Source organism: Lawsonibacter sp. OA9, from assembly GCF_022440585.1.
The window spans coordinates 2501131-2527861 of sequence record NZ_JAKNTI010000022.1; the positions used below are offsets into that span (position 1 = coordinate 2501131).

Sequence of the window (26731 nt, forward strand, 5' to 3'; positions counted from 1 at the left end):
GGGCCCCGTTGGACGCTCAATCTTCTGACCTCTGATGAAAAAAGGAGCCATTAAAATGAGAAAAAAATTCACATCCGCCCTGTTGACCGCCTGTCTGGTGCTGGGCTTGGCTCTCCCCGCTCGCGCGGCAAGCCAGCCCCAGCAGGAGGAGGCCATCCAGGTGGTCAACGCCCTAGGCATCATGGTGGGGGACACCAATGGCAACATGAATTTGTCCAGCCGGGTCACCCGTGCGGAGTTTATCACCATGGCTGTCAAAGCCACGCCCGGCGGGGAGCAAATTGGTCAGGCCGCCACCTCCCCCTACCCCGATGTCCCACGGAGCCACTGGGCCTCCGGCTATGTGGAGGCGGGAGTGGCCGCTGGACTGGTATCCGGCTACACAGACGGTACTTTCCGCCCCAACCGGGAGATCAGTCTGGCCGAGGGCGTGACCATTGCCCTGCAGCTTCTGGGTTATGGCCCCAGTGATTTCTCAGGCGCCTACCCCACCGGACAGCTTGCCATGTATCACAGTCTAAAGCTGGACCAGGGTGTGACCGCTGCCGGGCCCTCTACCCTTCTGACCCGGCAGGATGCCATGTACCTGTTCTATAACCTGATGACCGCCAACACCAAGGAGGGGCGTCCCTACCTGGAGAGTCTCGGCTATTCCCTCAACGCCGCTGGTGAAATCGACCTGGTGGCCTTGATCAGCGGACAGATGGAGGGCCCGGTGGTCGCACAGGGGAACTGGCAGTCCTCCCTCTCCTTTGACCCGGCCCAGGCCAAGGTTTACCGCAACGGCGGCGTGTCCACGCTGTCTGCCATTCAGAACTACGACGTGGTCTATTGGAACCGGGCCATGCGCACCCTGTGGGCTTACTCCGACAAGGTAACAGGCACGATCCAGGCCCTGGAGCCCAGCGCCTCTAACCCTACCTCTGTCACGGTATCTGGAAGGACCTGCACCATTGAAACCTCCTCTGCCGCCTATTCCCTTTCCACACTGGGAGAATATGCTCTGGGCGACACAGTGACCCTGCTGTTGGGACGCGAGGGGGGTGTGGCCGCTGTGATAGGGGCCCTATCCGCCGATGAGAGCCAGCAGGTGGGCGTGGTCACCTCAGTGTCCAATTCCTCTTACCCCGATGGCAAGGGCGGCACCTATCAGGCCAAAACTGTGACGCTGTTGTCCACGGATGGCCAGACCTACCGCTATCAGACCACCAGCTCTGTCAAAGAGGGAGCCCTGGTCCGAGCCGCGGTGGATGACCAGGGGAAGGTGACCCTGAAGGGCCTGACCAGCGCCTCTCTCACCGGCAAGGTGAACGCCGCCGGCACCAAGCTGGGCAGCCACCCCTTTGCGGAGGGTGCAGAGATTCTGGATGTCAGCGATGGGCAGGGCGCGCGGATCTATCCCAGCCGTCTGGCCGGACTGGAACTGACCGACAGCATGGTCAAGTACCACTCCCTAAACGGCTCCGGTGAAATCGAGACACTGGTACTCAACGATGTGACCGGCGACGCTTACCGGTACGGCATCCTCACCCGCATGGAGAGTACGTCTGCCGGGGAATTTTCCTCCTATTACAGCTACGAGCTGGATGTAGGAGGACAGCAGATCTCCCTTCCCCAGAGCACGACCCGCTACCCTGTGGAGCGGGGGCCGATCCGCATTAAGGGCGACCCTGCCCATCCTGACGGGCTCTACTCCCTGACACTCGCCGGCAAGGGCGAGGCCAGCGGGGGCCAGTTCCTGTCCGGTTCCAAGGGATATACCCTCTCCGACAATCTGATGGTCTACGAGTACCAGGACGGGGCGTACTATTTGTCCACCCTGGCCAGAGTCCAGGGCGGCCGCTTTGAGCTAAGTGGCTGGTATGACAAGTCTGAATCCTTGGGAGGCCGTATCCGGGTCATCGTAGCCCGAAGCATCTAACTAAAACAGAAAGACCGCCCCGGCGCCTGAAAAGGCGCCGGGGCGGTCTTATTTGTCACATGGCAGGAGTGGTATCGGAAACATAGGTCTGTTCCAAGCCGAGATCCAGCTCCAACAGGAAATTCAAGTCATCCAGGGCCAGGTACAGCTCCCCCTCCAGCATCAGCGCCGGGGCGGACAGTTCTACCCTTTGGCCGTCCCGCTGACTGTTCTGGCCGGTCGTCAGCGTATACCAGTGCTCCCCGCCGTACAGGACGACTTCCTCCCCGCCGAATGTGGTTCCGACCCGCCACCCCAGCGCCTGGGCCAGACGGCCGGCAGAGAGGTAAACTCTGCCCTCCAGCATCAGAGCGCCGGAGCCCAGCTCCAGCTCCCGTCCCTGTATGTACAAAGCCGGCACGCCATTTGTGCCCTGGACAGGGAGGCGGGCCACATATTCCTCATAGGTCAAGTCCCGCTCCATACAGAGCTTGGCAATGTCCTTGCCCACATAGCGGTAATGCCAGGGCTCAAACCGGTAGCCGGTGATCCGCTCCTTCCCCTCTGGATAGCGGAGGATAAATCCGTACTCCGCACAGTGCTCTACCAGCCAGGCGTAGGTGGGCGTGTTCTCAAAGTGGGCCTGGACGCTGGCGGTATTGATGTCCAGTGCCAGTCCGGTCTGATGCTCCGAGGAGCCTGGACGGGCGGAATAGGTGTCCGCCAGGCTCTGACCATCCTGGGACACATATCGGTCATATACCCGCTTCTGTGTCCCATAGGAGCGGTAGGAGGATACGTTCCACAGCCGAATCCCCTCCGTCCGGGCCTGGTCCGCCATGGCCTTGAACTGCTCCCAGGCCTCCCGCTGGAGATAAGCTGTCCCATAAGTATAGGCTGTCCCCATCCGGACCAGATCAGGTTTATAGTCCGGGCTGAGTTGGTGGTACTTATTGACCAGGACGGTCTGGCTGTCCGGGTCCTCCACCATCTGGATTCCCTGATAGAATGGGCGGTCCAGGCCGATATTCACCTCGGTCGCCACCTGTTCTGTGGTCAGCTCCGGGTGCCGCTCCCCGTAGTCCAGATAGCGGCCCATATTTTCCACATGGCAGTAGGGCAGGACCAGCAATTCCAATTCCCGCTGGGACAGCGCTCCCTCCATCAGCCGGTGATAGAGCTCTCGGTCCAGGCGGCTCCAAACCTGGGCGATTTGGTCCCGCTCCAGCCCCCTCCGGGCCAGCAGAGCGGACACATCCCGGTAGGCTGCCGCCGGGTCGCCGTTGTCCAGCACCAGGGGCGAGGGATCCCCAGGCTCCTCTGGCGGTATGGCAAAGACCACCGCCGGGAGCAAAAATACCAAAAGTCCAGCCGCCAACATCCTGGACAGGCGGCCCTTCGGGAAAAAGCTGCGCATGGTGATATAATATCCTCCTCAGGCGGAACAGCTCCGCCGTTCTCTGTCAGTATACGGCCGGGCCTAGCCCCGGCACAGGTCCATAAAATATTGGAAGATCGGCGCTCCATCCACCGCATCCCCCCGTCTTTGGTCAAAGGACATCCGCTCCGGATGGAACTGGACCCCCAGCACCGGCCGCTGTGTGTGAATCAAAGCCTCCGGAAAGCCGCTCTCCGCCCAAGCGATGGTCTCCAGTCCCTCACCCAGTCGGTCCACCGCCTGGTGGTGGGCACTGTTCACCGGGAATATGGGGCCGTACAGCCGGTGGAGCAGAGTGCCCTCCCGGCTGCGTACAGGGTGGACCCGGTCCTCCTCCCCGCCGCCATGGAAAGGTCTGATTTCTCCCGGCAGGTCTTGGAGCAGGGTGCCCCCCAGCGCCACATTGACCACCTGCATCCCCCGGCAGATTGCCAGGATTGGCTTGCCCGCCTGAAAAAAGGCCCAGAACAGCTCCAGCTCCGCTTGGTCTCTCTGCCGGTCCGGGGGCTGGGAGCCCCGGTTTTCCTGCCCAAAGAGGGCAGGGTCCATATCCCCGCCTCCGCACAGGATGAGCCCAGCGCAGGACAGGTCAGGGGATGGGCAGCAGCCGGGGACAGGCCTCGCCCCTGTTTCACAGGCCGCCCGACAGTAGTTATCCATACGTCCGGCCTGACCAGAAATCTGGATGGAAGGGAGATGGTCCATAAAAGCTCCTCTCTGATGGGGCCCGGTCAGCTCTGCTGGGCGTCTACCGCCGCTCTGGACCGGACCAGCGCGCAAATCAGCTCCACCGCTCCGGCAATACCAGAAGTGCTGGAATTAAGGGTCAGGTCATAGCGGCGCATATCGCCCCAGGTGTGGCCGGTGTAATAATTGTAGTAGTTAGCGCGCCCCCGGTCCATCTGGATGATGCGCCGTTCCATGTCGTCTGACGGGATGTGGTACTCCTCCACACACCGGGTCACCCGGCTGGGCAGATCGGCGTGGACAAAGACCTTCAGACATTCTGGCCGATCCCCCAGCACATAGTCGCTGCACCGCCCCACAATAACACACGGGCCTTCGTCGGCCAGCTCCCGAATCACGTCGGCCTGGGCGAAAAAGGCCTGGTGGCTGACGGGCACACCTTGGTGGGCAAAGGCGGGGGTCCCGATCCCGATGGGGGTGATGGACAAATGGAAGCGGCTGCGGGCCCGCTCCTCCGCACGGGCAATAAAGTCCGGGGACAGGCCGCTCTTCTCCGCTGTCTTTTGGATGATGGTCCGGTCATAGCATGGGATGCCCAGCTGGGCAGCCAGGCGCTTGCCAATCAGTCTGCCTCCACTGCCAAATTCGCGGCTGATGGAAATGACGTAATTACTCATAGTGCGCCTCCTGATCCTAAAGATATGATACCAAACCGTCAGGTATCCAACAAATTTTCTTTTGTTGTTAAATATATTATAGCGGATAAACCGAAAAATGACAATGGAAAACTGGGCCGGACCCTAAAACAGCTCTGAGAAGGCCATTCCTCCGGTTTTCCCTGATAAAACGGTTGCGGACCGCCCCCCCAGGGGGTAAAATAAGATACCGCCCCCTCTGATCCGGGGCGGCAAGAACAGACAGAAAGGCGGACTCCAACGTGAGAAAAGCCGGGGTGCTACTGCCCATCTCCTCCCTCCCCTCCCCTTGGGGCATCGGCGCCCTGGGGGCAGCGGCCAGGGAGTTCATCGACTTTTTGGCCGCTGCCGGACAGTCCTTCTGGCAGATCCTGCCCTTGGGCCCTACCAGCTATGGCGACTCCCCCTACCAGTCCTTCTCCTCCTGGGCCGGTAATCCCTATTTCATCGATCTGGATGATCTGGCGGCGGAGGGACTGCTGGAGCGGCAGGAATATCAGCGTCTGAACTGGGGGGAGGACCCGGCCCGTGTGGACTATGGGCTGCTATACAAAACGCGCTATCCCGTTCTGCGGAAGGCCTGCGCCCGGCTGCTGGAGCGGGGGGATGCCCGCTTCCATTCCTTTTGTTTGGGCGAGGCTGACTGGCTGGAGGACTACGCCCTGTTTATGGCCCTGAAAGAGCGGTTTGACGGCCGCTCCTGGCAGGAGTGGCCCCGGCCGATCCGGCTGCGGGAGCCCGCCGCCCTGGAGGCGGCCCGGACTCAGCTAGCTGGCGAGGTGAACTTCTGGAAGGGTGTTCAGTATTTGTTCTGCCAGCAGTGGAAAAAGCTGAAGTCCTATGCCAACGAGAAGGGCGTCTCCATCCTGGGGGATCTGCCCATCTACACCGCCCTGGACAGCGCCGACGTGTGGGCCAGTCCGAAGCAGTTTCAGTTGGATGACCGGGGCTGTCCCACCGAAGTGGCCGGGTGTCCCCCGGACGCCTTTTCTGAGGACGGCCAGCTCTGGGGCAACCCCCTGTTTGACTGGGAACGGATGAAGCGGGACGGCTACCAGTGGTGGCTGCACCGCGTAGGCTATCAGTTATGCCTCTATGACGCGCTGCGCATCGACCACTTCCGGGGTTTCGAGTCCTATTACGCCATCCCTTACGGGGACACCACCGCCCGCAACGGCCGCTGGCGGCCCGGCCCCGGCCTGGATTTTTTCCAGGCGGTGAACAGCGCCCTGGGGAAACAGAACATCGTCGCCGAGGACCTTGGCTTTCTCACTCCGGAGGTCCACCGCCTGCTGGAAGAAACCGGCTATCCTGGAATGAAGGTATTGGAGTTCGCCTTTGGCAGCCGGGAGCTGGGCAGCGCCTATCTGCCCCACTGCTACCCCACCAACTGCGTGGTCTACACCGGCACCCACGACAATGACACCATCCGCGGCTGGATGGCCTCCGCCCCCCGGAAAGAGGCCGCCTTTGCCAAGGAGTATCTGCGCCTGAGCCGCGGGGAGGGATACCACTGGGGGATGATGCGGGCGGCCTGGGCCTCCCCCGCCGGTCTGGCCATGGTCCAGATGCAGGACCTGCTGGGCCTGGGCTCCGAGGCCCGAATGAACATTCCCTCCACCCTGGGCGGTAACTGGCAGTGGCGCGCCCTTCCCGGCAGCTACGGCCCTAAGCTGGCCCGGCGGCTTCACCGGGAGATGAAGGTATATCAGCGCCTTCCCAGTCAGAATGAAAATGGCGGGCCCCGCTGAATGGAAATCCCAGCTTCTGTTACCGCAGGCGTTCCTAGCTCTGTAACAAAACGCCGGAGCCGCCCCTTTTGGGGCGGCTCCGGCACTTCATTTCAGCAGGGTCCGCTTGATATCGCCGGCAAAGCGGTCCAGCCTCTCCCCCACGCCTGGAGCGGCCAGGGCCTCCCCTGGGTCGTTGGCCCGCTCCAGCATGACAAACTTCCCCGGCAGGAAAAAGGACTTGTTCATGTTCATGGCGGCAATGAGCTGGCGGGCCAGAATATCCCCGCCGGAATAGCCAGAAACCACGATGGCGAACAGGGCCTTGTCATAAAAGCGGGTCTGGCGGAACAGGGCGGTAAGCCGGTTCACAAAGGCGGTGAGGTTGGCGGACAGAGCGTCGTTGTAATTGGGGCACAGCATAACCACCCCCTGGCACCGGCGGACAGCGGGATAGACCTCCTGCTGCATCAGCCCGCCGTAGAAGCACCCCCCCTTTTCTCCGAAGTGGAGGCACATGGTGTAGGGGCAGCCGGAGCAGTCGGACAGGGTGCCATTGCGCAAACCGATTTCCGTATAAATAAACCGGCCCCCCAGCCGCTTTTTGGTCTGCTCCCACAGGGCCATGGTGTTGGAGGTATGGTGGCTGGAGGCGTGGAGCACCAGCAGCTCCGGGCTGTCCTGGGTCAAATCAGCGGGCTGCTCCAGCCGTTCTGTCAGCTCTTGGGCGGCAGCCCGGTAGGCTCCCGCCAGGTCCGTCCCCAGATTATTGGCCTGGACCTTGAAGTTGGACAGGTCTCCCGTCCCCTCCACCAGGGGGCGGCCCACAAAGGAACAGCCCGCCAGGTTGGCGGCCAGTGTCAGCTCGGCGGCGGCGGACTTGGTGTACAGGTGAGAGGTCCCGTCCACGATCAGCCCGGCAGTACAGCCCGCCAGTAGCTCCGGCTCCCGGCGCATCCGGGCCAGCACCCTGACATACTCCAGGTTCACTCCCTCCGCCCCCAGAGGCAGGGCGAAGAGGAGCCTCTGGCCCTCTAGCCTCTCCAGCTCCTCCGCGGTGCGGATGGTCCTCCCCGCCCGGCCCGCCAGGGCGTGGGCGAGAATGCCGGACAGGCGGGTGTCCGCCTCCGGTCGGTCAGGGTATGGATGAATCAAAACGAGGGACATGAGATCGCCTTCTTCAAAAGTTGATGTGCTGGGAATCGGAAAACTCAGCCCTTTCTCAGGGGCGGCCGCTGGTTGTCCACGACAGGGGACAGGGACCCCAGGGTGGTAAGCGCCACGACAACAAAGAGGTGGAGCGCCACATTGGGGATCGTAAAGTCTTCGGTATTGGACACCTCGCCAAACTCCATCAAGAACCGGCAGGCCAGCCCCAGCAGCGTCATACCGAGGGCCAGGGCGGCTGATCTCCGCACCTTGCACCGGCTATGCAGCACACCCAGAATCTGTCCGATTTCATAGTAAAAGAAGCAGAGCGCTAACAGCAAATACCAGCTGCCAAACCGCCGCCCTGTGGTGAAATTGTGGATAGGGAAGCCGAAGCAACCGAAAAACACCAGACAAGCACACAGACCGATAAGCCAGCGGATAGGGTGGGCCAAAATTTTTTCTCTCATGGAGTACCTCCTTTATAATCCAGGGCAAAGTAAGGGACATAAAATCGCCTTCTTTCAAGGTAGGATGTCCGCATGGTAAAACAAAGCAGCTGACCAAGTTATTTTTTCCTGATCTTGGTATATACCCAGAACAAGAGCTCAAGGATGCCCCACACCAGCAAGGCGGACAGAATGGCCGAAACGACAACCCCCTCCTCAGTGCTGAGAAAAAGTCCACCCGGAATCATACCAGTCTCCAGCTCAGGGGGATTGAACCCACGCTTCAGCTGGATGAAAAACACAAGCAGGATGACAATAGAAATCAGAGTGTCTTTTTTGCTCCGTTTCATTCTGTTCTGTCCTCCTTATTACAGTAAATGTTAAAAAGAGGCCGGGCGGAAAAGGCCAGACTTCGAGGACGCCGCTCTCTACAAAATCTCTTTCAGGTGTTCCGCCGCATCCTTAATATGCCCAAACAGAGGGTCCGGGATCTGGGGCAGCAGCTCTGTTTCGATTCCTGCCGGGGTATAACGGTTTTTCACCCCCATATAGACCCCGTCCAGAAAGACAGAACCGCAGTGCCACTCCCCCCGGAGAGTAAGCAGCAGAGACAGGGCCCCGGAGGACAGAGCGGGGGCCACATAGGGCTTAAAGCCGATCTCCCGCATCTTCAGATTGGCAGTGACGGTGAGGCGGGTCAGCTCCTGGGAGACGGCCTCATCATAATGTTTGATGGAGTTGGCGATGGTCAGCCCGGTGCCGTGGGGCCCGAAGGACCGGCCCTCTGTCAGAAAGGAGGCGAATCTGGCGTCCCGCTTGGCAAAGTAGGCCGCCCGGGCGTTCATCACCCCCAGGCCGAAGCCCTGTACCTGCTCCGGCCGCAGGCCGAGGCCGTCCCAGTTTCCATTCTCGTCCCGGTTGCTCTCCAGATAGGCGGTTTTGGCCAGGGGGTCCACCGGGTCGGACACCGCGCACCACAGTCCCTGAAACTTCTTCTCCCGCGCCATGCGGGCGTAGCCCTTGACGATGGCGGCGTTTGCCTCGAACTGGGCCATCCGCACATCCTTCACCTGGGAGCCCACCGGGGGAATACCACGGGAGGCCACAAAGACGAACAGGTCGCAGTCAAAGAGATTTTCCGGAGAAATGATCTCCACCTCGGGGAAGGCGCTGTACTCCCAAGGCAGGGAGATCTGCCCCATCTCAAACTCCCACCGGGCGGTGATCTGGTCGGACAGGTCACAGATACCGATGGAGGAGATCACATCTCCCCCCAGCAGCTTCAGCCCGGTGAGCAGGGTGGAGCCCACATCACCGATGGCCAGGAGATTCACCCGTTTCTTCCCTTCTTTGGGGGAGGCGGCGAGGAGGGCCTCCCACCCCGCCCGGCCAGGGTTGACGGCGGTGAGCCGCCCCTCTGTGATGGCGGCAGACAGGGCCGGGTCCGCCTCCACCCAGGGCAGGCGGGAGGCATCCAGCGCCTCCAGCCCGTGGCCGGCCAGCAGCTGGCCGGGGTGATTTACCCGGAACGAGCCCCGGCCCAGAACCGGATCTCCGGGCACCAGGGCAAAAATAGGGCCGTCGGCGGCAGGATCGGTTTCAGGGCCGAAGCCCTCCAGAGGGGCTGGAGAAACCAGGGCAGCCCCTTTCCAGCGGTAATAATACATACAGATCACCTGTCCTTTTTACAGTTTCAGCGGTTGGGACACAGGGGGCACAAGCGTGGCAGCTCCGCTGTCATCCGTTTTGACGGAGAAGCTGCTCCAGGTCGTTCTCCAGATAGACGGAGGGGGACAAATTGGGGTCGTAGCTCAAGCAGGTACCCTTGTCCGGGCACAGGGGCAGGACGACCGCCTCTGGCAGCCGGGACAGGGTCAGGTTGCGGCCATAGAGGACCCGGTACTCCCGCTCCAGCACCCGCATCACATCCAGAGCGGCCTCCAGGCAGGTGCGTGACAGTTGAAAGACAGCTTCCCGACCGCACTCATCCTGGTAGGGCGGCGCCGCATAGGGCAGGATGTGGTTGATGCCCGGCAGCAGCCCCGGCACCGGGGAGGCGGGCCGGCGGACCGTATTGCCGCCGATAAAGGGATACAGGGTGGCCTCTACGAACCACTGGCGCAGCCGGGGCAGGAAGTAGACGCAGTCCACCGGCCGGTCCCAGGAGCGCATCAGATCCCGGCCATAGCCGGACAGGATACCCACCAGCACCATACGGATATCCACCCCCTCTTGGCGAAGGATGGGGTCCAGACTCCCCATCCGAAAGCCGGGGTGCATCAGGTCGTCCACCAGGATAACCGGGCGATTGAAGGACTTGATGGTGCGGATCTGGCTGGGGATGGGGGCATAGTATGGGAACGCCTCCATCACGCTCTCCGACAGATCAGGCGTAAACACCTTGTCGGTGTGGATGGTCTTGGTCACCGTGTTGGGCACAATCTTTCCCCGGAGCATCTTGCCGAAGGGGACACACATATCCTCGCCCAGCGTCCTGGGGGTGGTGGGGGTGGCGGGGACATTGTTATAAGCCGTGATTTTCTCCAGCAGGCGGTGGTGGATGATATCGGTGGACAAAGTCAGCACCAGGCAGCCGGGATAAAGGCCGGTCATAGCCCGCTGGAGCCGCTCGTGCCCGCGGCGGATCGCGGACAGCACCCTGGGATTGCCGGACAGAGGCTCCTGAATGGTGGTCTCCAAATTCTGGATAAGCACTGTGGGCGTCCGCATATCCACCTCCCAGATGGCGGTACCGCCCCCCTCCCGGTCCACAAAGCCGGACCGGGACAGGATGTCGCCCAGCTCCTGAGGCAGCTTTCCGTCGTGGGGGGAGAACACGGCGTAAACATACTCCTCCTCCAGAGCTCGGGCCAGCAGTTCGCTCAGGATGAGCTGGCCGTAGTCCTTATGCCGGTCGGTCCGGTCGGCAGACAGGGTAGTAATAAGCAGCACCTTTCCCCCCGCCCGCAGCCGCAGGCGGTCCGCCAGCCGCGGGTCCTCGGTAGCCGGGAACAGGTCGGAGGAGGCCAGATAGCGGTAGCTGGCATAGCCCAGCAGCTTCCCTTCCTCCCCGGTACGGTGGAGAAGGAGAAGCTGGTCCCCCTTCCGGATAATGGCGGAGCGCAGGGCCTCCCCCTCGGGATGACCGGCGGTGATGTCCGCCAGCAGCAGCGGGGAGGGGTCCTTCACCCACTGGAACTCCAAGTCCCCGGCATAGAGCAGGGGCTTGTCCTGGCTGTCCCGGAGGTAGAGGCCGTTTTGATAGATAAAGTCCTGAATGACCGGGTCGATGAAGTTGGAAATGTCCCGGTTCAGGTCCACGTTCTCCCGGATGCGGGAGGAGCTGATGTCCTCCAGATGGTGGGGCAGCTGGAGCTGAATGACCCGCCCCGTGATGGGCAGGGGCTGCGGCAGCTCCGCCTCTCCCGCCCGGCGAAAGATGACGTGGTCCATGTGGTGGATGGAGAAGGGCCTGGGCTCCGTTTTGTAAGAGGACGCGTTGGCCACCACATCGCTGCCCGCCACGATATAGACCTGCTGTCCGGGAAACAGCTCCACCAGCCGCTTCAGATCCCTGGGATTGGCGATATTCACCGGGATGTCGTCCGGGAACAGGTGGACGTGGAAGTCCCCGGCAATAGACAGGTTGACGATCTGCCGGCGGACCAGGTGGGGCTGGGCCTTCTTGGACCAGGAGAACTCGTCCACAGCCAGATAGACCTCGAACCCCAGGTCCCGGATGGCGTGGACGATGCCCTTGTGGGACAGGGTGAAGGGGTCAAAGGTGCCAGGGAAAAAGGCGATCTTCGTGGGGCAGGAGAACTGAAAAGGCCCTTGGTCCAGCCGCCGCAGAGCGATGAACCTGTTGATATGGGCCAGGGCGGCGGCCCGGTAGAAGAAGGTCAAGCTGCTGTGCCCCGTGGTCTCCTGTGTCAGGAAAAGGAGCTTGCGGTAGCACAGGGCAAAGAGCCGGGCCTTCTCCTCCATGTCCAGGATGGGGGACTCAAAGAGGAGCTTGCCAGTCACCAGCAGGGCCTCCTGCCGCACTGCCTCCCGATAGTGGGCCAGCCCCTGGAGAAGCAGTCCCAGCAGCTCCTGCCGCCGGCCCTCGTAGTGCTTGTCCGGCTCAGGAAAGCGATCCCGGTAGGCGGGATAGTGCTGTAAGAGGACTCCAATGGTATTCAGGGCGCCGGATACGGCGGAGTCGTTGGGGGAGCCCAGCAGCCCCTTGAGCCAAAGCACCTGCTCGTCCAGCTCAGAGGGGTAAAGATAGAGGGCGGCCTCCCCCAGGTATTGGGGGATATATTTGGATATCTCGTACTGTCCCATCTCCAGCCCTTTGCCCAGCTCCACCACTACCTCGTTGCGCTGGTCCCGGCGCAGCAGGGACAGAGTGCGTACCAGGGCGGAGCCGGCGGTATGCCGGACCACCACCCGCTCAGATACCTTGACCAGGTTGGAAAAGTGGGTGGCGATGTGAAGAATATGGGTGCGCATCCCGTATTCCACCTGGTCCCGGAGCAGCTCCACGCCGGCCACCTTGACGATCCAGGGGGTAGCCGTCTTTAGGTTGTCCAAAAAGACCTCGCTGGTGATGTCCAACTGGTACAGAGTCTGCTCCAGAGGGGTGGCGTCCTCCCCGGCCCGGCTTAAGATCTTATACTTCAGGAAAATTGTGGTCAGCTGGTCGGAGCCAGCCTGTCGGGCCACCTGGGCGATGCGGGCCATCTGGGGATGGCTCCGAGGGATGGACCGCTCCGCCTCCCGCAGGAACTCCAGGGCGGCGGTGACCAGGCGCAGGTCGTCGGACCTGATAAAGTGGGCGGCAAACTCGATCAGCCTGCCACGGACGTCATCTCCGTAGTATTGGGGCGGCAGGTAACGTACCGCATCCAGCAGGGTAAAGGCGGTGTCTGGGATGGTGTCCTCTGGGGTCTCAAAATAGCGCAGAAAGGCCCCCAGGAACCGGGGAATATCTCCCGGCCGGGCGTGGTCCAGCATAGAACCGATGACCAGCTTCAGAGTATAGCCGATGTGGGATCGCTGCTGGGGGGTGGTCTTGTGGTCTGGAAAAATGATCATGTCCAGATACTGCTCCCACAGGGTAAAGGGTACCTCCTCCGCCGGGTCGCTCTGGGCGTCGGCGGGCACCTCCTTGCGGTACACCAGGTGGAAACGGGCGATCAGCTGGCCGATGAGGCCACCGGCCTGGCGGCGGATATCGCCCTCACGGTGCATCAGCAGCTCGTAGAGGAAGGACAGGGCCTGGGTCTTCTGTCGGACAGACAGATAGGTAAAATATTCCTCAAAGATATTCAGATAGGCCCGCAGCTGCTGCCAGCTCTTGACAGAGCGGGCCTCCTCGATGATGTTGCCAAACTTCTGCTCGTTGGACAGCATGTGCATCAGCCGCAGATTGTGATCCACCGACAGCAGAATCAGCCCCTCCAGCGTTTCCTCCGGATCCATGAGCGCCGGGTCCTTGTGGGGCAGCGGAGGCTGGGGGCGGCCAGTGAGGTCCACGTCTACCCCCAGTGAACGCATATAGTCCTCGAAGTCATGAAGCTTTCCATAGACGAACTCATACCGGCGGCGCTTCTCATAGTCCACATTGTCCAGCTTGGACAGAATGACCTGGAAGGACTGATCCAGGGGAAAAATGGTGGTCACCTCGTTTCCTTCCTGGTCCCGCTCCTGCTTGCAGCGGAAGTCGGCGTAGATAAGAAGCAGGGACTCCACGGACAGGGACTCCAACTCCAGATCCCAGGTCGAGTGGTTGGAGGCGATGTGACTCACCGCCTCCATCTTCCGGCCCAGCAGCCACTGGTCAGTATAGTAATAGTGGAGGTAGGGCACCCGCTCCCTAGGCCGGCAGCCGAATTTGCCCACATCGTGGGCAGCGGCCGCGGCGGAGATCAGGGCCAGATCCACGTCCACCTGAGCCTCCGCCAGACCTCTGGCCGCCGTCATAGCGATATAGTGAACGCCGGCAATATGATTCAGGGCACGGAAGGGAGTAACCTCCAATCCCATCCGCATCAGTTCGTAGACGAACTCCTCCCGCCACGCAGCCAGAAACCAGCGGTACTCCTTTGCCTGGTCGCAGAGGGAGTACTCCTCCTCCGTCAAAAACTGGAAGTCCAGCATTGGGTCAAAGGGCAGGGCAGCCCGCTCATGGTCCAGCAGGACCTGGAGTACGGTGAGATAGAACTCCGCCCCCTGGGCATACCGGCCGGCCTCCGGCGCAAAGCCGTTTTCTGGGAACATCAGCCGGCACACATACTGATAGATAAAGGGCTCCCACCCCTTCTCCGGTCCCTGGGGACAGAGACGCTCCAGGGCCGGGGCGCACAGCTCCAGCACCCGTACGCAGCTCAACCGCTCCCGGATGGGAAACAGGGCCGCCAGGCTCTCGGCCATGCCGCAGGACTTCAGCAGGGCCTGGGCGGCCTTTCGGTTGGGAATCGCGGCCAGCTTTCGGGATACCAGGGCCTCGGCGATCTCGCCGGTGATCTGACGAATCAGCTTGTCATTCATAGTGGGCCCGCCTTTCTCCGCGCCCGTGTGGCACGGGATACTATTGTAAAAAGTGTAACACATCCCTGCCGGTTTGGAAAGTGTATCCGGCCGAGAAAATGGCCACACGCTGGGAGGCTGCGGGATAGGGCGGCCCGCATCTCACGCGGGCGGGCCCTGCCGCCTCCTCTCTCCCCTCCGGGCCGCAACCTGGCCGAAGATTGCCCCCAAAAGCAGGATATTTCCGCAGAAATACAGCCATACCAGCAGGATGATCAGCGAGGCCAAGGAGCCGTACACCAAGGTATACCGAGAAGACAGGCCGATAAACCAAGAGAAGAGGACGGAGCAGGCCACCATGGCCAGGGAGGCCAGCAGGGCGGCTCCCCGCACGATCCGACGCCCGGCCCGGTCTCTAGGCGTCCCTACCCGATAGATCACCAGCACCAGCAGCAGGAAAAAGAAGAAGAGCAACAGATAGCGGGTCCATCGCCACAGCCCGGACAGCGCCTGCAGCGGGATCAGCTCCACCACTCTGGGGGGCAGATGGGTCTGAAGCAGGCCAAAGAACCAGTCCCCGGTGAAGATTACCACCACGGACAGGTAGATAGTCAGCAGAAAGAGCAGAGACAGCCCCAGGCTGAGAAGAAACCGGGCCGGTCCGTTGTTCCGCCTGACCTGGTACAGCTCGTCCATGGTCAGAAACAGGGTACGGATGCCGGCGGAAGCTGAAACCAGGATGGTAAACAGTCCGGCGGCCAACAGGGCTGGGGACTGGATGTCCGCCGCGTAAGCCAGATAGTCCTCCATAATGGCCAGAGCCTGGGCGGGGAGCAGCTGGTCCAGGGCGGTCAGGAGCTGCTCCAAGTCTAGATGGAACAGCCCAATGAAGTAGTTGACACACAACAGCATGGGAAACAGAGTCAAAATCAAAAAATAGGACAGGGCCGCCGCCGACCGGGCCACACCCACCCGGATGTAGGTGTGGGCCATCTCCAGAGCAAGGGCCACGGGCGGAAATGTTATCAGCTTTTTCACCATAGGAGGTCCCTCCTTCTCAGACCATTGTACTGGTCCCGCCTGTCAAAAAAAGTATGTTTTCGGGGGCGAGGTCTTTCTTCCCTCTGATCCCCCGGCCTGTCTGGGAAAATCCCCTTGATGAATTGGGGTATCCGTCGTAAACTGTAAGAGATTTGTAAGAGATATCCGCTGAAATCTGTAAGGAATCTCTGTTATCCTGTATCCAGTGACCGAGGAAGGAGCTGTTTTCATGGCTGAACAAGCGGCTATCCTGGTGGTGGACGACGACCGGGAGATCGTGGGGGCCATCACCGCCGCCCTGGAGAAGGAGGGCTACCGGGTGCTTCGGGCCTACGACGGCATGGAGGCGCTGGACAAGGCCCTGGACCCGGACCTGCGGCTCATTCTGATGGATGTGATGATGCCCAGGCTGGACGGCCTGTCCGCCGTCCTCCGCATCCGGGAGCGCCGGAACCTGCCCGTCATTCTCCTGTCCGCCAAGAGTGAGGAGAGCGACAAGGTGCTTGGCCTGTCCATGGGGGCGGACGACTATATGACCAAGCCCTTCGGCATCCAGGAGTTGGTGGCCCGTGTCCGCAGTCAGCTTCGGCGGTATACCCGGCTGGGGGATGTGAATGCCGCCCCCGCTGGGGCCATCGTCAATGGCCGGCTGGTTTATGACCCGGACCGCCGCGCCCTGACGGCGGATGGGGATGAGGTACGTCTCACCGCCACCGAAACAGGCATCGTGGACCTGCTGATGCGGAACCTGGGCCGGGTCTTTCCAGCGGAGGAGATCTACCGCCGGGTTTGGGGGGAAGACGCGTTCGCCTCCGATAACACGGTAATGGTCCATATCCGCCGCATTCGGGAGAAAATTGAGCTGAATCCTCGGGAACCAGACTATTTGAAGGTGGTGTGGGGCATTGGATACAAAATGGAAAAAAAGTAGAGCGGCTGCCGGGTTTTTGGCCTTCCTGCTGGGGATCTCCATGCTTCTGGAGGGGGCCCTGTACTTTGGCACGGCGCTGACCTCCTCTGGCAGCCGCCGGTGGATCTCCGACAGCTTCCAAGCCGACTGGCGGGATACCACAGAGTTTCAGGGCTTTATCAGCGCCCGGCTGGTGCAGCTGATCACTATGGGCGCCGGAGGCGATGTCTTTGGGGATATCAATGGCTATGACGGGGGCGACTGGGGGCTACGGGATACAAAGGTCCGCTCTCTTCACAACGTCATGAAGGAAGACTTGAACATCCTCTACCGCATTGAGCGAGAAGGAAAAGAACTTTACAGCAACAGTGACACTTTGACCTCCTCTACAACGGCGGCACAGCTCCCCGATGGCTATGGATTCCTGCTCCAGTTCGACGGAGCGAAGGTCCGGGCCTGGCGGGACGGTGTCGAGCTGGACATCTATGGTGATGGCTACTACCGCTATCAGAATATTGACGAGCCCTATCAGTGGTATGTCCCCGGCTACAAAAACTTTACCATAGATGAGGCAGGGAGCAAAGTCAGGGTAACCATGGCGGTCATCGACGAGCCGCATATCTTTATTAGGGGGGACTATGGCAATTCCGGGACAAAAGAGTATAACGAGCTGTATTATTTAAAGCAAAATTTACAGATCTATCGAGAAACGATCCTCGCCCACGCCGCCTGCATGGGTGTGGGAGGGGCGCTGTTCCTGGTGTATATTCTTCTGCGGAAGGACAAACAGCGGGCCGACCGACTTCTGGCCCGTGGGACGGGAAGGATATGGTTTGAGGCGAAGCTCGTCCTGGCTTTCCTGCTGGTGTTTTTCTGTATGCCCCGGACGCAGTATCTGGGGGATGTATGGCAGGATCTGGTGTACAGCGACACGCCACAAAGCACTGCTTCTGGCTCCACCTCCGCCGCTACCTATGACCCCGAAACGGGAGAGTGGGTCTCTGTCGAACCCGTTTACGAATACGGCTACTCCTTTGAGCAGGCCATTGGCATCGGTACGGCGGTGACCACTCTGTCGGAGAACCACGGCTGGCTGCTGCGGGAGTATCTGCCCCAGCTGGCAGACCACGCTCCCGGCCTGCTGGCGGTGCTCTGGGGACTATACCTGCTCATCATCAACGACTGGCGGTATAACAAAAAGCCCTGGCGGCACGGCGTGCTGGGAATGCTGGCCGCCCGGGAGCTAAGTCGTCCTATCCAGAAGCAAATGAGCCGATTGGCTGGGCTGACGGGGCTGACCTTCGGAGCGCTGGGACTGATGGCGGGCTATCTCTTTTTAGTTATTGTGTCAAATGAGGGCTGGCCCGATCCCCTGTGGTGGTATTTCCTAGTGCTAGGACCTTGTATGTCGGCACTGCTCTTGTTGGTATGGGCCCTGGGGCGACAGAAGAATATCTGGACTGACCTGGGGGCCCTGGCCAACCACACCGCCCGGCTCCGGGCGGGAGAAATGGACCGGCCTTTGGATCTGCCCCCGGATCACGGCCTTTATCAGTTGGCCGACGACCTGAATCACATCCAGCAGGGCCTCCACCAGGCGGTGGAGGAGCGCACCCGCAGCGAGCGGATGAAGGTAGAGCTGGTCACCAACGTATCCCACGATCTGAAGACCCCCCTGACCTCCATCCTGAGCTACACCGAGCTGCTGGCCCAGGAGCCCCTGAATCCCCCGGCCAGCGAATATGTGGCTATTTTGGAGGAAAAGGCCCATCGGCTGCGGGCTATGGTTCAGGATGTATTCGAGGTAAGCAAGGCCGCTACCGGTCAGCTTCCGGTAAAACTGGAGCGGCTGGACCTGGGCCGGCTGCTTCGACAGACCTTGGCGGACATGGACCAGGCGATTCAGAACAGCGGTCTGGTCCTGCGGCCCTCCATCCCGGATGAGGGTATCCCCATCACGGCGGACAGCGACCGGCTGTACCGGGTCTTCCAGAATCTGCTGTCCAATGCCCTAGCATACTCCCTGCCCGGCTCCCGGGTCTATCTGACCCTGACCGTGGAGGGGGAACAGGCCCGGGCCAGCGTGCAGAACACCTCCGCCGCCGAGCTAAAGCCGGGAGTGGACTACACCGCCCGCTTTGTCCGGGGGGATGAGAGCCGGACCGACGGCGGCTCCGGTCTGGGGCTGTCCATCGCGGACTCCTTCACCCAGGCCTGCGGCGGTGTGCTGGAAATCACCACAGAGGCGGACCTGTTCACCGCCACAGTCATTTTTCCTCTCGCGCGGTGAATAAAATACTGCTCTCGGCACGGGGACGAACTTTCGTCCCCGTGTTTTGATTCAGATACGAAAAAAGCCGTCTGTCAGTACAGACGGCTTTCCCCACATCGGCCCTTAGGCCAGCTTGTTCAGCTTGATGGTCATGCTGCTCTTCTTGTTGGCAGCGTTGTTCTTATGCAGCAGCCCCTTGGCAGCGGCCTTGTCCACAGCCTTGACGGCCACCTTATAGGCGACATCGGCCTCGCTGCGGTTGCCTTCCGCCACAGCGGCGTCAAACTTCTTCAGTTCGGTCTTCAGCGCGGACTTCGCGGCCTTGTTCTGCGCGGCCTTGGCCTGATTGACCAGCACACGCTTCTTGGCAGACTTGATATTCGGCAAACCAAACACCTCCTCCGATCTTATCGTTGATTTGAGCACAGTACGCCTGTGCAGATATGTATTGTACCATCGGTTTTTGAAAAAATCAACTGTTTTTTTCATTTTTTCCAGATTTTTTGGATAGAACGGAATGTGGCGCAAAGACTAGGGGCGCAAAGAAATCATCCGCACAAGATATAGCGTGAAGGAGGGATGGTCATGACTATGCGCCGGACCGACCTGGCCCTGGAAGCCAGGGAGCTGTGGCAGGAGAGCGCCGGAGAGACCACCAAGCTGCCTGGGGTGGAGGCCAGGGATGGAGAACGGGAGGGCCTGCCTGTCACCACAGTGGACATTCTGGACCAGGAGGGGGAAAAGGCCCTTGGCAAGCCCAAGGGCCGCTATGTGACTCTCACTCTGGAGGGGTTGGCCAGCCGGGAGGGGGACATCTTCGCCCGCTCGATACAGGCCCTGGCCGCCGAGCTCTCCCTGCTGCTGAAGAATATTCCTCCCCAGGGGCTGGTGCTGGTGGCCGGGCTGGGCAACCGGGCCATCACCCCGGACGCCATCGGCCCCAAGGTCCACAACTACACTCTGGTAACCCGGCACCTGGTCCGCCAGATGCCGGAGACGTTTGGCGCCTTCCGGCCTGTGGCCTCCCTGGCGGCGGAGGTCATGGGGACCACGGGGGTGGAAAGCGGCGAGCTAATCCAGTCCCTGTGTGAAAAGATATGTCCCCACTGTGTCATCGCCGTGGATGCTCTGGCCTCCCGCTCCCTCCACCGGCTGTGCCGGACCGTGCAGCTGACGGATACCGGCATCACTCCTGGCTCCGGGGTGGGCAACCACCGGATGGGGCTGGACCGGAAGTCCCTAGGCGTGCCCGTTATCGCCATCGGGGTTCCCACGGTGGTGGACGCCGCCACCCTCGCTGCCGATCTGATGGGCGTGGAAGAACTGCCCGATCTTGGGGAAGGCCGGGACCTGCTGGTCACCCCCAAGGACATCGACAGTCAGGTGGGCGACCTGTCCAAAATCATCGGCTACGCCATCGATCTGGCCCTCCAGCCCGGCCTGACCATTGAGGAGCTGGAGCTGCTCCTGAGCTGACCGCTCCCCCTCTTTCTTTCACAGCTTCTGGGCAAGCCAGATCAGGACCACATTTACCACATAAATCAGAGCCAGCCCTGCCAGCCGCTGCCACTGCTTTTCCTTCACAACGTCCCCCCTTTTCCTCCACGCCTAGTCTACGGGTGGGACAAGGGAGAATATACCGGCCAAAAAGTGGACACACTAGTTCCATGATTGGGAATGTGGATCCCCGGAAAGGATGTGGCAGATATGGTCAAGGGCATCACCCGCCAGGTCATCCTGGTCAAGTCCCCGGACCCCCGGCTCTTTGAGGAGGCCATTTTTATTGTCAAGGAGGAGGCTCTGGCCCGGGAGGGCGTCAGCGCCGACCGGGTCTTGAAGGAGGCCCGTCAGGCGGCGGATGGCTATCTCAAGCAGGGTCGGGCCTGGAACCGGCGGCTGGAGCGGCTGCCCGGTCCCGTCTGGGGAGCGGCGGGGGCCCTTCTGGCCTCTCTGGGCTGGACGGTGTGGCTGTTGCTGCTGTGAGCCCTCTCCCGGCGGCGGAATAGAATGGAGATGGCAGGCCCCCTCCCACTCTCTGCGGGGCAGCCAGCCTCCGCCGCCGGACCGGCTCCGGGCGGACACTCCAAATTGATCCCATAAAGGAGCGTATGTACTTATGTCTGGTATCTGTGGATCCTGCGACTTTTTTCGTGACGGCGGCACTTTGGCCCGCCGGGAAGAGGCCCATCAGATGGGAGAGGGGCTGACCTGCCCTCAGCCTGTGGAGCGCGGCCTATGGCAGAGCCGGCACTGTGTGCTGGTCCACCGCCGGCCGGCGGGTCTGGCGCCCCAGGCCCGTCAGCCCATGGTCCGGGGTTGGGAGGGGGCGGAGTACGCCCTTGTATGGGATGGGGCCCTGACCAACGGCCCGGAGCTTCGCCGGGAGCTGGCGGAAGCCGGTTTTCCCCTTGACTCCCACGATGATACGGAAACTCTGCTTGCCGCCTGTATCCTCTGGGGAGTAGAGACGCCCAGACGGCTGCGGGGCTCCTTTGCCTACGCCTTCTGGGACGGGGGCTCCGGGCGGCTCCTCTGCTGCCGGGACCGGCTGGGAGGGCGGTCTCTGTTCTGGACCTGGGTGGACGGCACCTTTCTTTTTGCTTCCCAGCAGCGGGCCCTGTTCTGTTTCCCCGGTCTGGCCCCTCGGCTGAGTCAGGACGGCCTACGGCAGCTTCTGAGCCTGGCTCCAGTCCCACCGCCCGGCATTGAAATGTTTGAGGGTATCCATCTGCTGCCCCCCGCCTCCCTGCTGATCTTTTCCCCGGACGGGGTCAGTGTCCACCCCTATTGGGCGCTGGAAAGCCGTCCGCACCCCGACGACTACCCCACCACCGCCGCCAGGGTCCGCCAGCTGGCCGACGAGGCTGTCCGCCGGGAGCTGGCCGGCCCACCTGCACTGGGCTCTTTTTTGTCGGGCAGTCTTTCCTCCTCATTTGTAACCGCGGCCGCCGCCCTGGCGTATACTGAGGATGGGCGGCCGCCATTGGACACCTGGTCCCTTCAGCGGAAAGGGGAATCCTCCATCCGACAGGTGGCCGATGCCTTTCATACCCGGCACCGCGCTCTGGAGTGTCCCCTGCCCTCCTTGGTCAATTGTATGGAGGAGGAAGGGGAGATTCTGGAGTTTCCCGCCATGGCCCTGTCGGACGCCGGACTGTTCTTTCTCTGCCTCCAGGTCTCCGGGACCTGCCACACGGTCCTCACAGGGACTGGGGGCGGCTGTATTCTGGGCGGCTCCCTCTGGCCGGAGGGGGAAGGCGGGACTTTTCTCCCCCTCCCCCGGTCCACCGCCCTGCCCCTAGGCAGGCAGATCTTTGATCCCGGTCTGTGGCACTCCTCTGGAGTGGAGGAACACGGCAGGGACCACCTGTCCCGGCTCCTAGATCGCTGTCCCACACTGGATGGTGAGAGTCCTCGAGAGACACAGCGCCGCCGGGAGAGCTGGCTGGCCTTCAACTGGCTCCTTCCCGCCCTGCTGGCCCGCAACGAGCGTTTGGGCCGGGCCTCCGGCCTAGACCTCCGCTCCCCTCTGTGCGACCACCTTTTAGTGGAGTACGCCTGGAACATCCCCTGGTCCATGAAGACGGCCAACGGCAGACCCCTTCAGCTGCTGCGGGACGGGACAGAGGACCTTCTCCCCCAGGCAGTCCGGGACCAGGCCGTTCTCCCCCGCATCCTTGCCGCAGAATCCCTGTATGGGCAACTGGTTCGGGCCAGGCTGGCCCGTCTCCTGGACGACACCAACGCCCCGATCCGCCCTCTGGCGGAGGAGCGGGCCCTGCGCCGCCTCCTTATGGAGGATGGCGTCGCTCCCGTGGGCTCCTCCATCCCGAAGGCCCATGTCATGGCCTATCTGGTTCAGCTCAACCGCTGGATGGAGGCATTCCATCTGTCGGTATGACACCGGCGCAACCAATTTTCTTTGCTCTCATTCTTTTCCTCCTTATCCTGGCGCCCCGGTTTTCCGGGGCGTTTTCTTATTTTTCTTTTTAAAACAATTTTAATGAAATCCTCATAATTCCTTTAGAGCAATCGTCAAAACTGTATGATATGATTTGATACAGTTTTAGGGGTAATCCCCCGAAGGGAGCGGATATACGATGACGAACCATATCAAGACGGGACTGTGCGCGGCTGTATTGGTGCTGGCTCTGCTGGCAGCCTATCTCCAGGATGTGTCCTATCAGGGTGGAGGGCCTGGGGCAAGCTCCGCTTCCCCCATTCCCTTTTCCTATCTGGCTCCCGGACGATAGGGTTTACTCCGCGGGCCAGCTTTGTCCGCGCTTACAGTATGACAAGGAGGAACATCATGGCAGAGATTTTAACAGTAACAGACCTTCGGCGGGTCTATGGCAAAGGGGCGGCCGCCACCCGCGCGCTGGACGGGGTGTCCCTGTCTCTGGAAGCGGGGGAGTTCGTGGGGGTCATGGGCCCCTCTGGCTCGGGCAAGACTACCCTGCTCAACTGCGTGTCCACCATCGACCGGCCCACCGCCGGCTCCATCGTTATCGACGGCCGGGAGCTCACCGCCCTGCGGGGTAAGGAGCTGGCCCGGTTCCGCCGGGAGCGGCTCGGCTTCATCTTTCAGGACTGCAATCTGCTGGACACCCTGACCGCCGGGGAGAACATCGCCCTGGCGCTGTCCATCGTCAAGGCCCCCGCCCAGGAGATCGACGGCCGGGTGAAGGAGATGGCCGGACTGCTGGGTATCTCTGACTGTCTGAACAAGTACCCCTATCAGATGTCCGGCGGCCAGCAGCAGCGGTGCGCCGCCGCCAGGGCCATGGTCACCCGGCCGGCCCTGGTGCTGGCCGACGAGCCCACAGGGGCCCTGGACTCCAAGTCGGCCAAGCTCCTGCTGGACCGGCTGGAACACTTGAACCGGGAGATGGGAGCCACCATCCTGATGGTTACCCACGACGCCTTCACCGCCAGCTGCTGCCGCCGGGTGGTCTTTCTCCGGGACGGGCAGATTTTCCTGGAGCTCCGCCGCGGAGGGGAGGACCGGCGCGCCTTCTTCCAGAAAATCATCCGTGTGGTGTCTGAAATGGGAGGAGAGATGGCCGATGTTCTCTAAGCTGGCCCTTCGGAATGTGCGCCGGTCCTTCCGGGATTATGGGGTCTATCTGCTGACCCTCACCTTCGGCGTGTGCCTGTTCTATACCTTTAATTCCATCGACGGGCAGGGGGCCATGGTCTATCTGGCCCAAAATCAAAACCCCATGGTGGAACCCATCCTCATGCTGATCGACATCTTTTCCGTCTTTGTAGCGGTGGTGCTGGCCTGCCTGATCTTATATGCCAACCGCTTCCTCCTCCGGAGGCGGAAGCGGGAGCTGGGCACCTATCTCCTGCTGGGCCTGTCCCAAGGGCAGGTTTCAAGACTGCTCTTTCTGGAGACCGGAGTTGTCGGGCTCCTCTCCCTAGCCGCCGGGCTGGGTCTTGGAGTGGCCGCCTCCTACGGGATGTCTGCCCTCACCCTGTCCATGTTCGAGATGGATGTGTCCGACCTGCTGGCCATCACCTTCTCCTCAGGGGCCGCGGTCAAAACCGTCCTATACTTTGGGCTCATCTTCCTGCTGGTGATGCTCTTCAGCGGTGTGCAGGTATCTCGGGCCAAGCTCATCGACCTGATGCAGGGGGAGAGAAAAAACGAAGTGCTAAAGCCCCGCCCCCTGGGAGTGGCCGTGTTCCAATTTCTGCTGGGCGTTGTATTTTTGGCCGCCGCCTATGCCATCCTGCTTACCTTCGGCATGGCCATCGCCGTAGCCGTTCTGCCCATCTGCGTCCCCATGCTGACTCTTGGTACCCTGGGCACCCTGCTCATTTTCCGCTCCCTGTCCGGCTTTGTGTTGAAATTTGTCCAGGGGCGGCCCCGGCTCTACTACAAAAATCTCAATCTGTTTACCCTGCGCCAGTGGATCAGCAAGGTCCATTCCACTTATCTGGCCCAGACCGTGGTGTGTATTCTCCTCCTGCTGGCCATCGGCATCACCGCCAGCTCGGTCGGACTGAACAGCACCATCGAATCCATGACCGGCTATCAGTCCCCCTTCGATATCACTGTCCAGAACCGGAACGCCGACGCCTTGGGGCCTATGGACTTTGACGCCCTGCTGGAAGAACACGGGGTAAACTCCTCCGCCCTTTCCTGGCAGCAGGACACCATCTTTTATTATAATGACGCTTCCGTCACCGGCATTGAGGAGGCCAGCGCCGCCGTCCGGCTGTCCGACTATAACGCCCTGCTGGCCCGCCAGGGAAAACCGGGGTACAGCGGCCCCCTGCCCCATCTCCAGGAGGGCAGCGACGTGACGCTGACCACCGGGAATCTGGGGTTAAGCTATCTCATTATTCCGGATGAGATGGCGTCCGAACTCAAAATACGCCGTCAGGTCTGGTCAGCGGATTACGCCGGAAACCCGGAGGAAACGGAGGCGGAGGTCATGGCCGCCTTGCGCCAGTTCCAGGAGGAAAACTGGTACTTGTCCATCAACAGTCGGCTGACCATCTATCAAGAGGCCATGGGCAACAAGATCCTGGCCCTGTTCCTGGGGCTGTACCTGGGCTTTACGTTCCTGCTGGCAGCGGCGGCCGTGCTGGCCCTCCAGCAGTTGAGTCAGGGGGCGGACAATACCGGCCGGTATGCCATCCTCCGCCAGCTGGGGGCCGAGGAACGGCTGGTGGCCCGATCAGCTACCCAGCAGGTGGCCCTGGCCTTCCTGCTCCCCCTCGGGCTGGCCCTGATCCATTCCGCCGTTGGAATGAGAGCAGCCAACGAGCTCATCTCCACCGCCGGGAAGGTGGACAGCGCCGCCAGCAGCGCCGTCACCGCCCTGGTCCTGCTAGCTGTGTACGGGGGCTACTTCCTGGCTACCGCTCTGGCCTGCCGCCGGATGGCTAGACAGGCATAGCAATGAGAAGCTAAACGCCTCAGTGTCTGACTGCCGTGAAGAAGATTAGCGCTATCGGGATATAGCATAAAATTGAAGCTGCTAATTTGTATAATCTCCGCATTTTCTTCTTCCATAGATACGACATTCGAAAACACTCAAGGGGAAGCAGGGATAAAGCCTCCACTTACCATAAATGGGATACACTTTCTCCTGACGAAGCTAAAATCTTGCTTTCCATTCAAAAAGCACAAGAAACTAGTTCAGATTTTAATTCTATATTCCATCACTATGGAATTACTAAAGTTCTATCTTTCGTAAAGATATCGGACAAAATCCTGGTGGTTTCTCCTGTGAACAACACCCTAGTTGTTGGCTCCGCATATTATGATCTTCCATTCCGCATTTTCCTTCGCTCTGATTACCGAAGCGGCCCAAGGAGAGGGATTTCTGGCTGCTTTGGCCGAACTACTTCCTTGATCACCCCTATTCTCTATTTGGTGGTTCTGGGCCTGTGCTTAAAAATCCGGGCCAGGAAGTATGAGGGCAATAGGCCACCGAAATTCTCTCCATAGTGTTCTTATATATATGGCCGCCCAAGGGAGGTGCTTCGTAATGGAGTGTCTCCCTTATTATTTTTAAGACGGACGAGAGTGTTTGAATTCTCTGCAATTCAGACACCACGAAGGACTGTGTTATGAAAAAATCAGAGAAAACAGGTAGAACTTACTGACCAGAAAGCAATTATCACTTGCCCGACCTTACCGTCCCTGAAACCATAGCCGCTCAGTATATGGGGTCAATGGCATTTGCAACACATCAAAGCACGATCCAATATCATTACACCGCCCTGCTACTCAGCGGAAAGCCGGGCAGCTATCTGGTCAAAATAAATCAGCAAGCTTGGGAAATATATTTCCGGCTGGTAGCGCAGATAGCGGAGTGCAAGGGCATTACAGAACAACACAAAGCAGAAAATTGGATAGAGTGGTCAGGGCAGATAAATCATATCCAAAATTGAGCGACAGAGATCTTTAATGCTGAATTGATT

General features: G+C 60.7%; 21 protein-coding genes. 11 read left to right on the plus strand and 10 right to left on the minus strand.

Features of this window, described 5'->3' with window-relative positions:
- Positions 1–55 precede the first annotated feature (55 nt).
- On the plus strand, positions 56–1921 hold the full coding sequence (locus tag MCG44_RS13370) for an S-layer homology domain-containing protein (RefSeq protein ID WP_186852341.1): 1866 nt from the start codon (positions 56–58) through the stop codon (positions 1919–1921).
- Between the two features lie 55 nt (positions 1922–1976).
- Here the strand turns inward: MCG44_RS13370 and MCG44_RS13375 are convergent, their stop codons facing one another.
- The 3 genes from MCG44_RS13375 to MCG44_RS13385 form a co-directional block, all read right to left on the minus strand.
- Positions 1977–3317, minus strand: a complete 1341-nt coding sequence (locus tag MCG44_RS13375) for a D-alanyl-D-alanine carboxypeptidase family protein (RefSeq protein WP_240288676.1) — start codon at positions 3315–3317, stop codon at positions 1977–1979.
- Between the two features lie 63 nt (positions 3318–3380).
- On the minus strand, positions 3381–4043 hold the full coding sequence (locus tag MCG44_RS13380; RefSeq protein ID WP_240288678.1) for a gamma-glutamyl-gamma-aminobutyrate hydrolase family protein: 663 nt from the start codon (positions 4041–4043) through the stop codon (positions 3381–3383).
- 26 nt (positions 4044–4069) lie between these two features.
- Positions 4070–4702 carry an AAA family ATPase gene (locus tag MCG44_RS13385; protein ID WP_240288680.1) on the minus strand — a complete coding sequence of 211 codons (633 nt, stop codon included), beginning with the start codon at positions 4700–4702 and terminating at the stop codon, positions 4070–4072.
- A 260-nt stretch (positions 4703–4962) separates the two neighbouring features.
- Between MCG44_RS13385 and malQ the strand changes: the two genes are divergently transcribed.
- On the plus strand, positions 4963–6471 hold the full coding sequence (gene malQ, locus MCG44_RS13390; protein ID WP_240288682.1) for a 4-alpha-glucanotransferase: 1509 nt from the start codon (positions 4963–4965) through the stop codon (positions 6469–6471).
- Positions 6472–6558: 87 nt separating this feature from the next.
- On the opposite strand, the gene MCG44_RS13395 is transcribed toward malQ, so the two are convergent.
- The 6 genes from MCG44_RS13395 to MCG44_RS13420 form a co-directional block, all read right to left on the minus strand.
- On the minus strand, positions 6559–7617 hold the full coding sequence (locus MCG44_RS13395; RefSeq protein WP_240288684.1) for a flavodoxin family protein: 1059 nt from the start codon (positions 7615–7617) through the stop codon (positions 6559–6561).
- A gap of 44 nt (positions 7618–7661) precedes the next feature.
- Positions 7662–8069, minus strand: coding sequence for a hypothetical protein (locus MCG44_RS13400; protein ID WP_240288686.1), 408 nt, complete (start codon positions 8067–8069; stop codon positions 7662–7664).
- A 98-nt stretch (positions 8070–8167) separates the two neighbouring features.
- Positions 8168–8398 (minus strand): hypothetical protein, encoded by a 231-nt coding sequence (locus MCG44_RS13405; protein ID WP_186852348.1) that lies wholly within the window; start codon positions 8396–8398, stop codon positions 8168–8170.
- A 78-nt stretch (positions 8399–8476) separates the two neighbouring features.
- Positions 8477–9715, minus strand: a complete 1239-nt coding sequence (locus MCG44_RS13410; RefSeq protein WP_240288688.1) for a lactate dehydrogenase — start codon at positions 9713–9715, stop codon at positions 8477–8479.
- A gap of 70 nt (positions 9716–9785) precedes the next feature.
- Entirely contained in the window at positions 9786–14585 is a 4800-nt protein-coding gene (locus MCG44_RS13415; RefSeq protein WP_240288690.1) for a nicotinate-nicotinamide nucleotide adenylyltransferase, read from the minus strand.
- Positions 14586–14726: 141 nt separating this feature from the next.
- Positions 14727–15605 (minus strand): YihY/virulence factor BrkB family protein, encoded by an 879-nt coding sequence (locus MCG44_RS13420; RefSeq protein WP_207721904.1) that lies wholly within the window; start codon positions 15603–15605, stop codon positions 14727–14729.
- Positions 15606–15834: 229 nt separating this feature from the next.
- Here MCG44_RS13420 and MCG44_RS13425 point away from each other — a divergent pair, with 229 nt between their 5' ends.
- Together MCG44_RS13425 and MCG44_RS13430 are read left to right on the plus strand one after the other, a co-directional pair.
- On the plus strand, positions 15835–16536 hold the full coding sequence (locus MCG44_RS13425) for a response regulator transcription factor (RefSeq protein ID WP_186852351.1): 702 nt from the start codon (positions 15835–15837) through the stop codon (positions 16534–16536).
- Positions 16511–18805 carry a sensor histidine kinase gene (locus MCG44_RS13430; RefSeq protein WP_240288692.1) on the plus strand — a complete coding sequence of 765 codons (2295 nt, stop codon included), beginning with the start codon at positions 16511–16513 and terminating at the stop codon, positions 18803–18805. Before MCG44_RS13425 ends, MCG44_RS13430 begins: the two co-directional genes overlap by 26 nt.
- Positions 18806–18910: 105 nt before the next feature.
- On the opposite strand, the gene rpsT is transcribed toward MCG44_RS13430, so the two are convergent.
- Complete coding sequence (gene rpsT / locus MCG44_RS13435) at positions 18911–19174, minus strand: 30S ribosomal protein S20 (protein WP_147572797.1); 264 nt, start codon at positions 19172–19174, stop codon at positions 18911–18913.
- 198 nt (positions 19175–19372) lie between these two features.
- On the opposite strand from rpsT, the gene gpr reads away from it, so the two are divergent.
- From gpr to MCG44_RS13470, 7 genes are all read left to right on the plus strand, one after another.
- Complete coding sequence (gene gpr / locus MCG44_RS13440; RefSeq protein WP_240288694.1) at positions 19373–20263, plus strand: GPR endopeptidase; 891 nt, start codon at positions 19373–19375, stop codon at positions 20261–20263.
- A 201-nt stretch (positions 20264–20464) separates the two neighbouring features.
- Positions 20465–20770 carry a translation initiation factor 2 gene (locus tag MCG44_RS13445; protein WP_240288696.1) on the plus strand — a complete coding sequence of 102 codons (306 nt, stop codon included), beginning with the start codon at positions 20465–20467 and terminating at the stop codon, positions 20768–20770.
- A gap of 133 nt (positions 20771–20903) precedes the next feature.
- Positions 20904–22688, plus strand: coding sequence for an asparagine synthetase B family protein (locus MCG44_RS13450; RefSeq protein WP_240288698.1), 1785 nt, complete (start codon positions 20904–20906; stop codon positions 22686–22688).
- 199 nt (positions 22689–22887) lie between these two features.
- A complete protein-coding gene (locus MCG44_RS13455; protein WP_186852355.1) occupies positions 22888–23040 on the plus strand; it encodes a hypothetical protein in 153 nt (50 codons plus the stop codon).
- Between the two features lie 56 nt (positions 23041–23096).
- A complete protein-coding gene (locus MCG44_RS13460) occupies positions 23097–23864 on the plus strand; it encodes an ABC transporter ATP-binding protein (RefSeq protein ID WP_147572800.1) in 768 nt (255 codons plus the stop codon).
- Positions 23854–25701: an FtsX-like permease family protein gene (locus tag MCG44_RS13465; RefSeq protein ID WP_240288700.1), complete on the plus strand. Its 1848-nt coding sequence runs from the start codon at positions 23854–23856 to the stop codon at positions 25699–25701. Before MCG44_RS13460 ends, MCG44_RS13465 begins: the two co-directional genes overlap by 11 nt.
- A 730-nt stretch (positions 25702–26431) precedes the next feature.
- The gene (locus MCG44_RS13470; RefSeq protein WP_240288702.1) at positions 26432–26701 is read left to right on the plus strand and encodes a TnpV protein; all 270 of its coding nucleotides are present in this window, start codon (positions 26432–26434) and stop codon (positions 26699–26701) included.
- Positions 26702–26731: the final 30 nt, after the last annotated feature.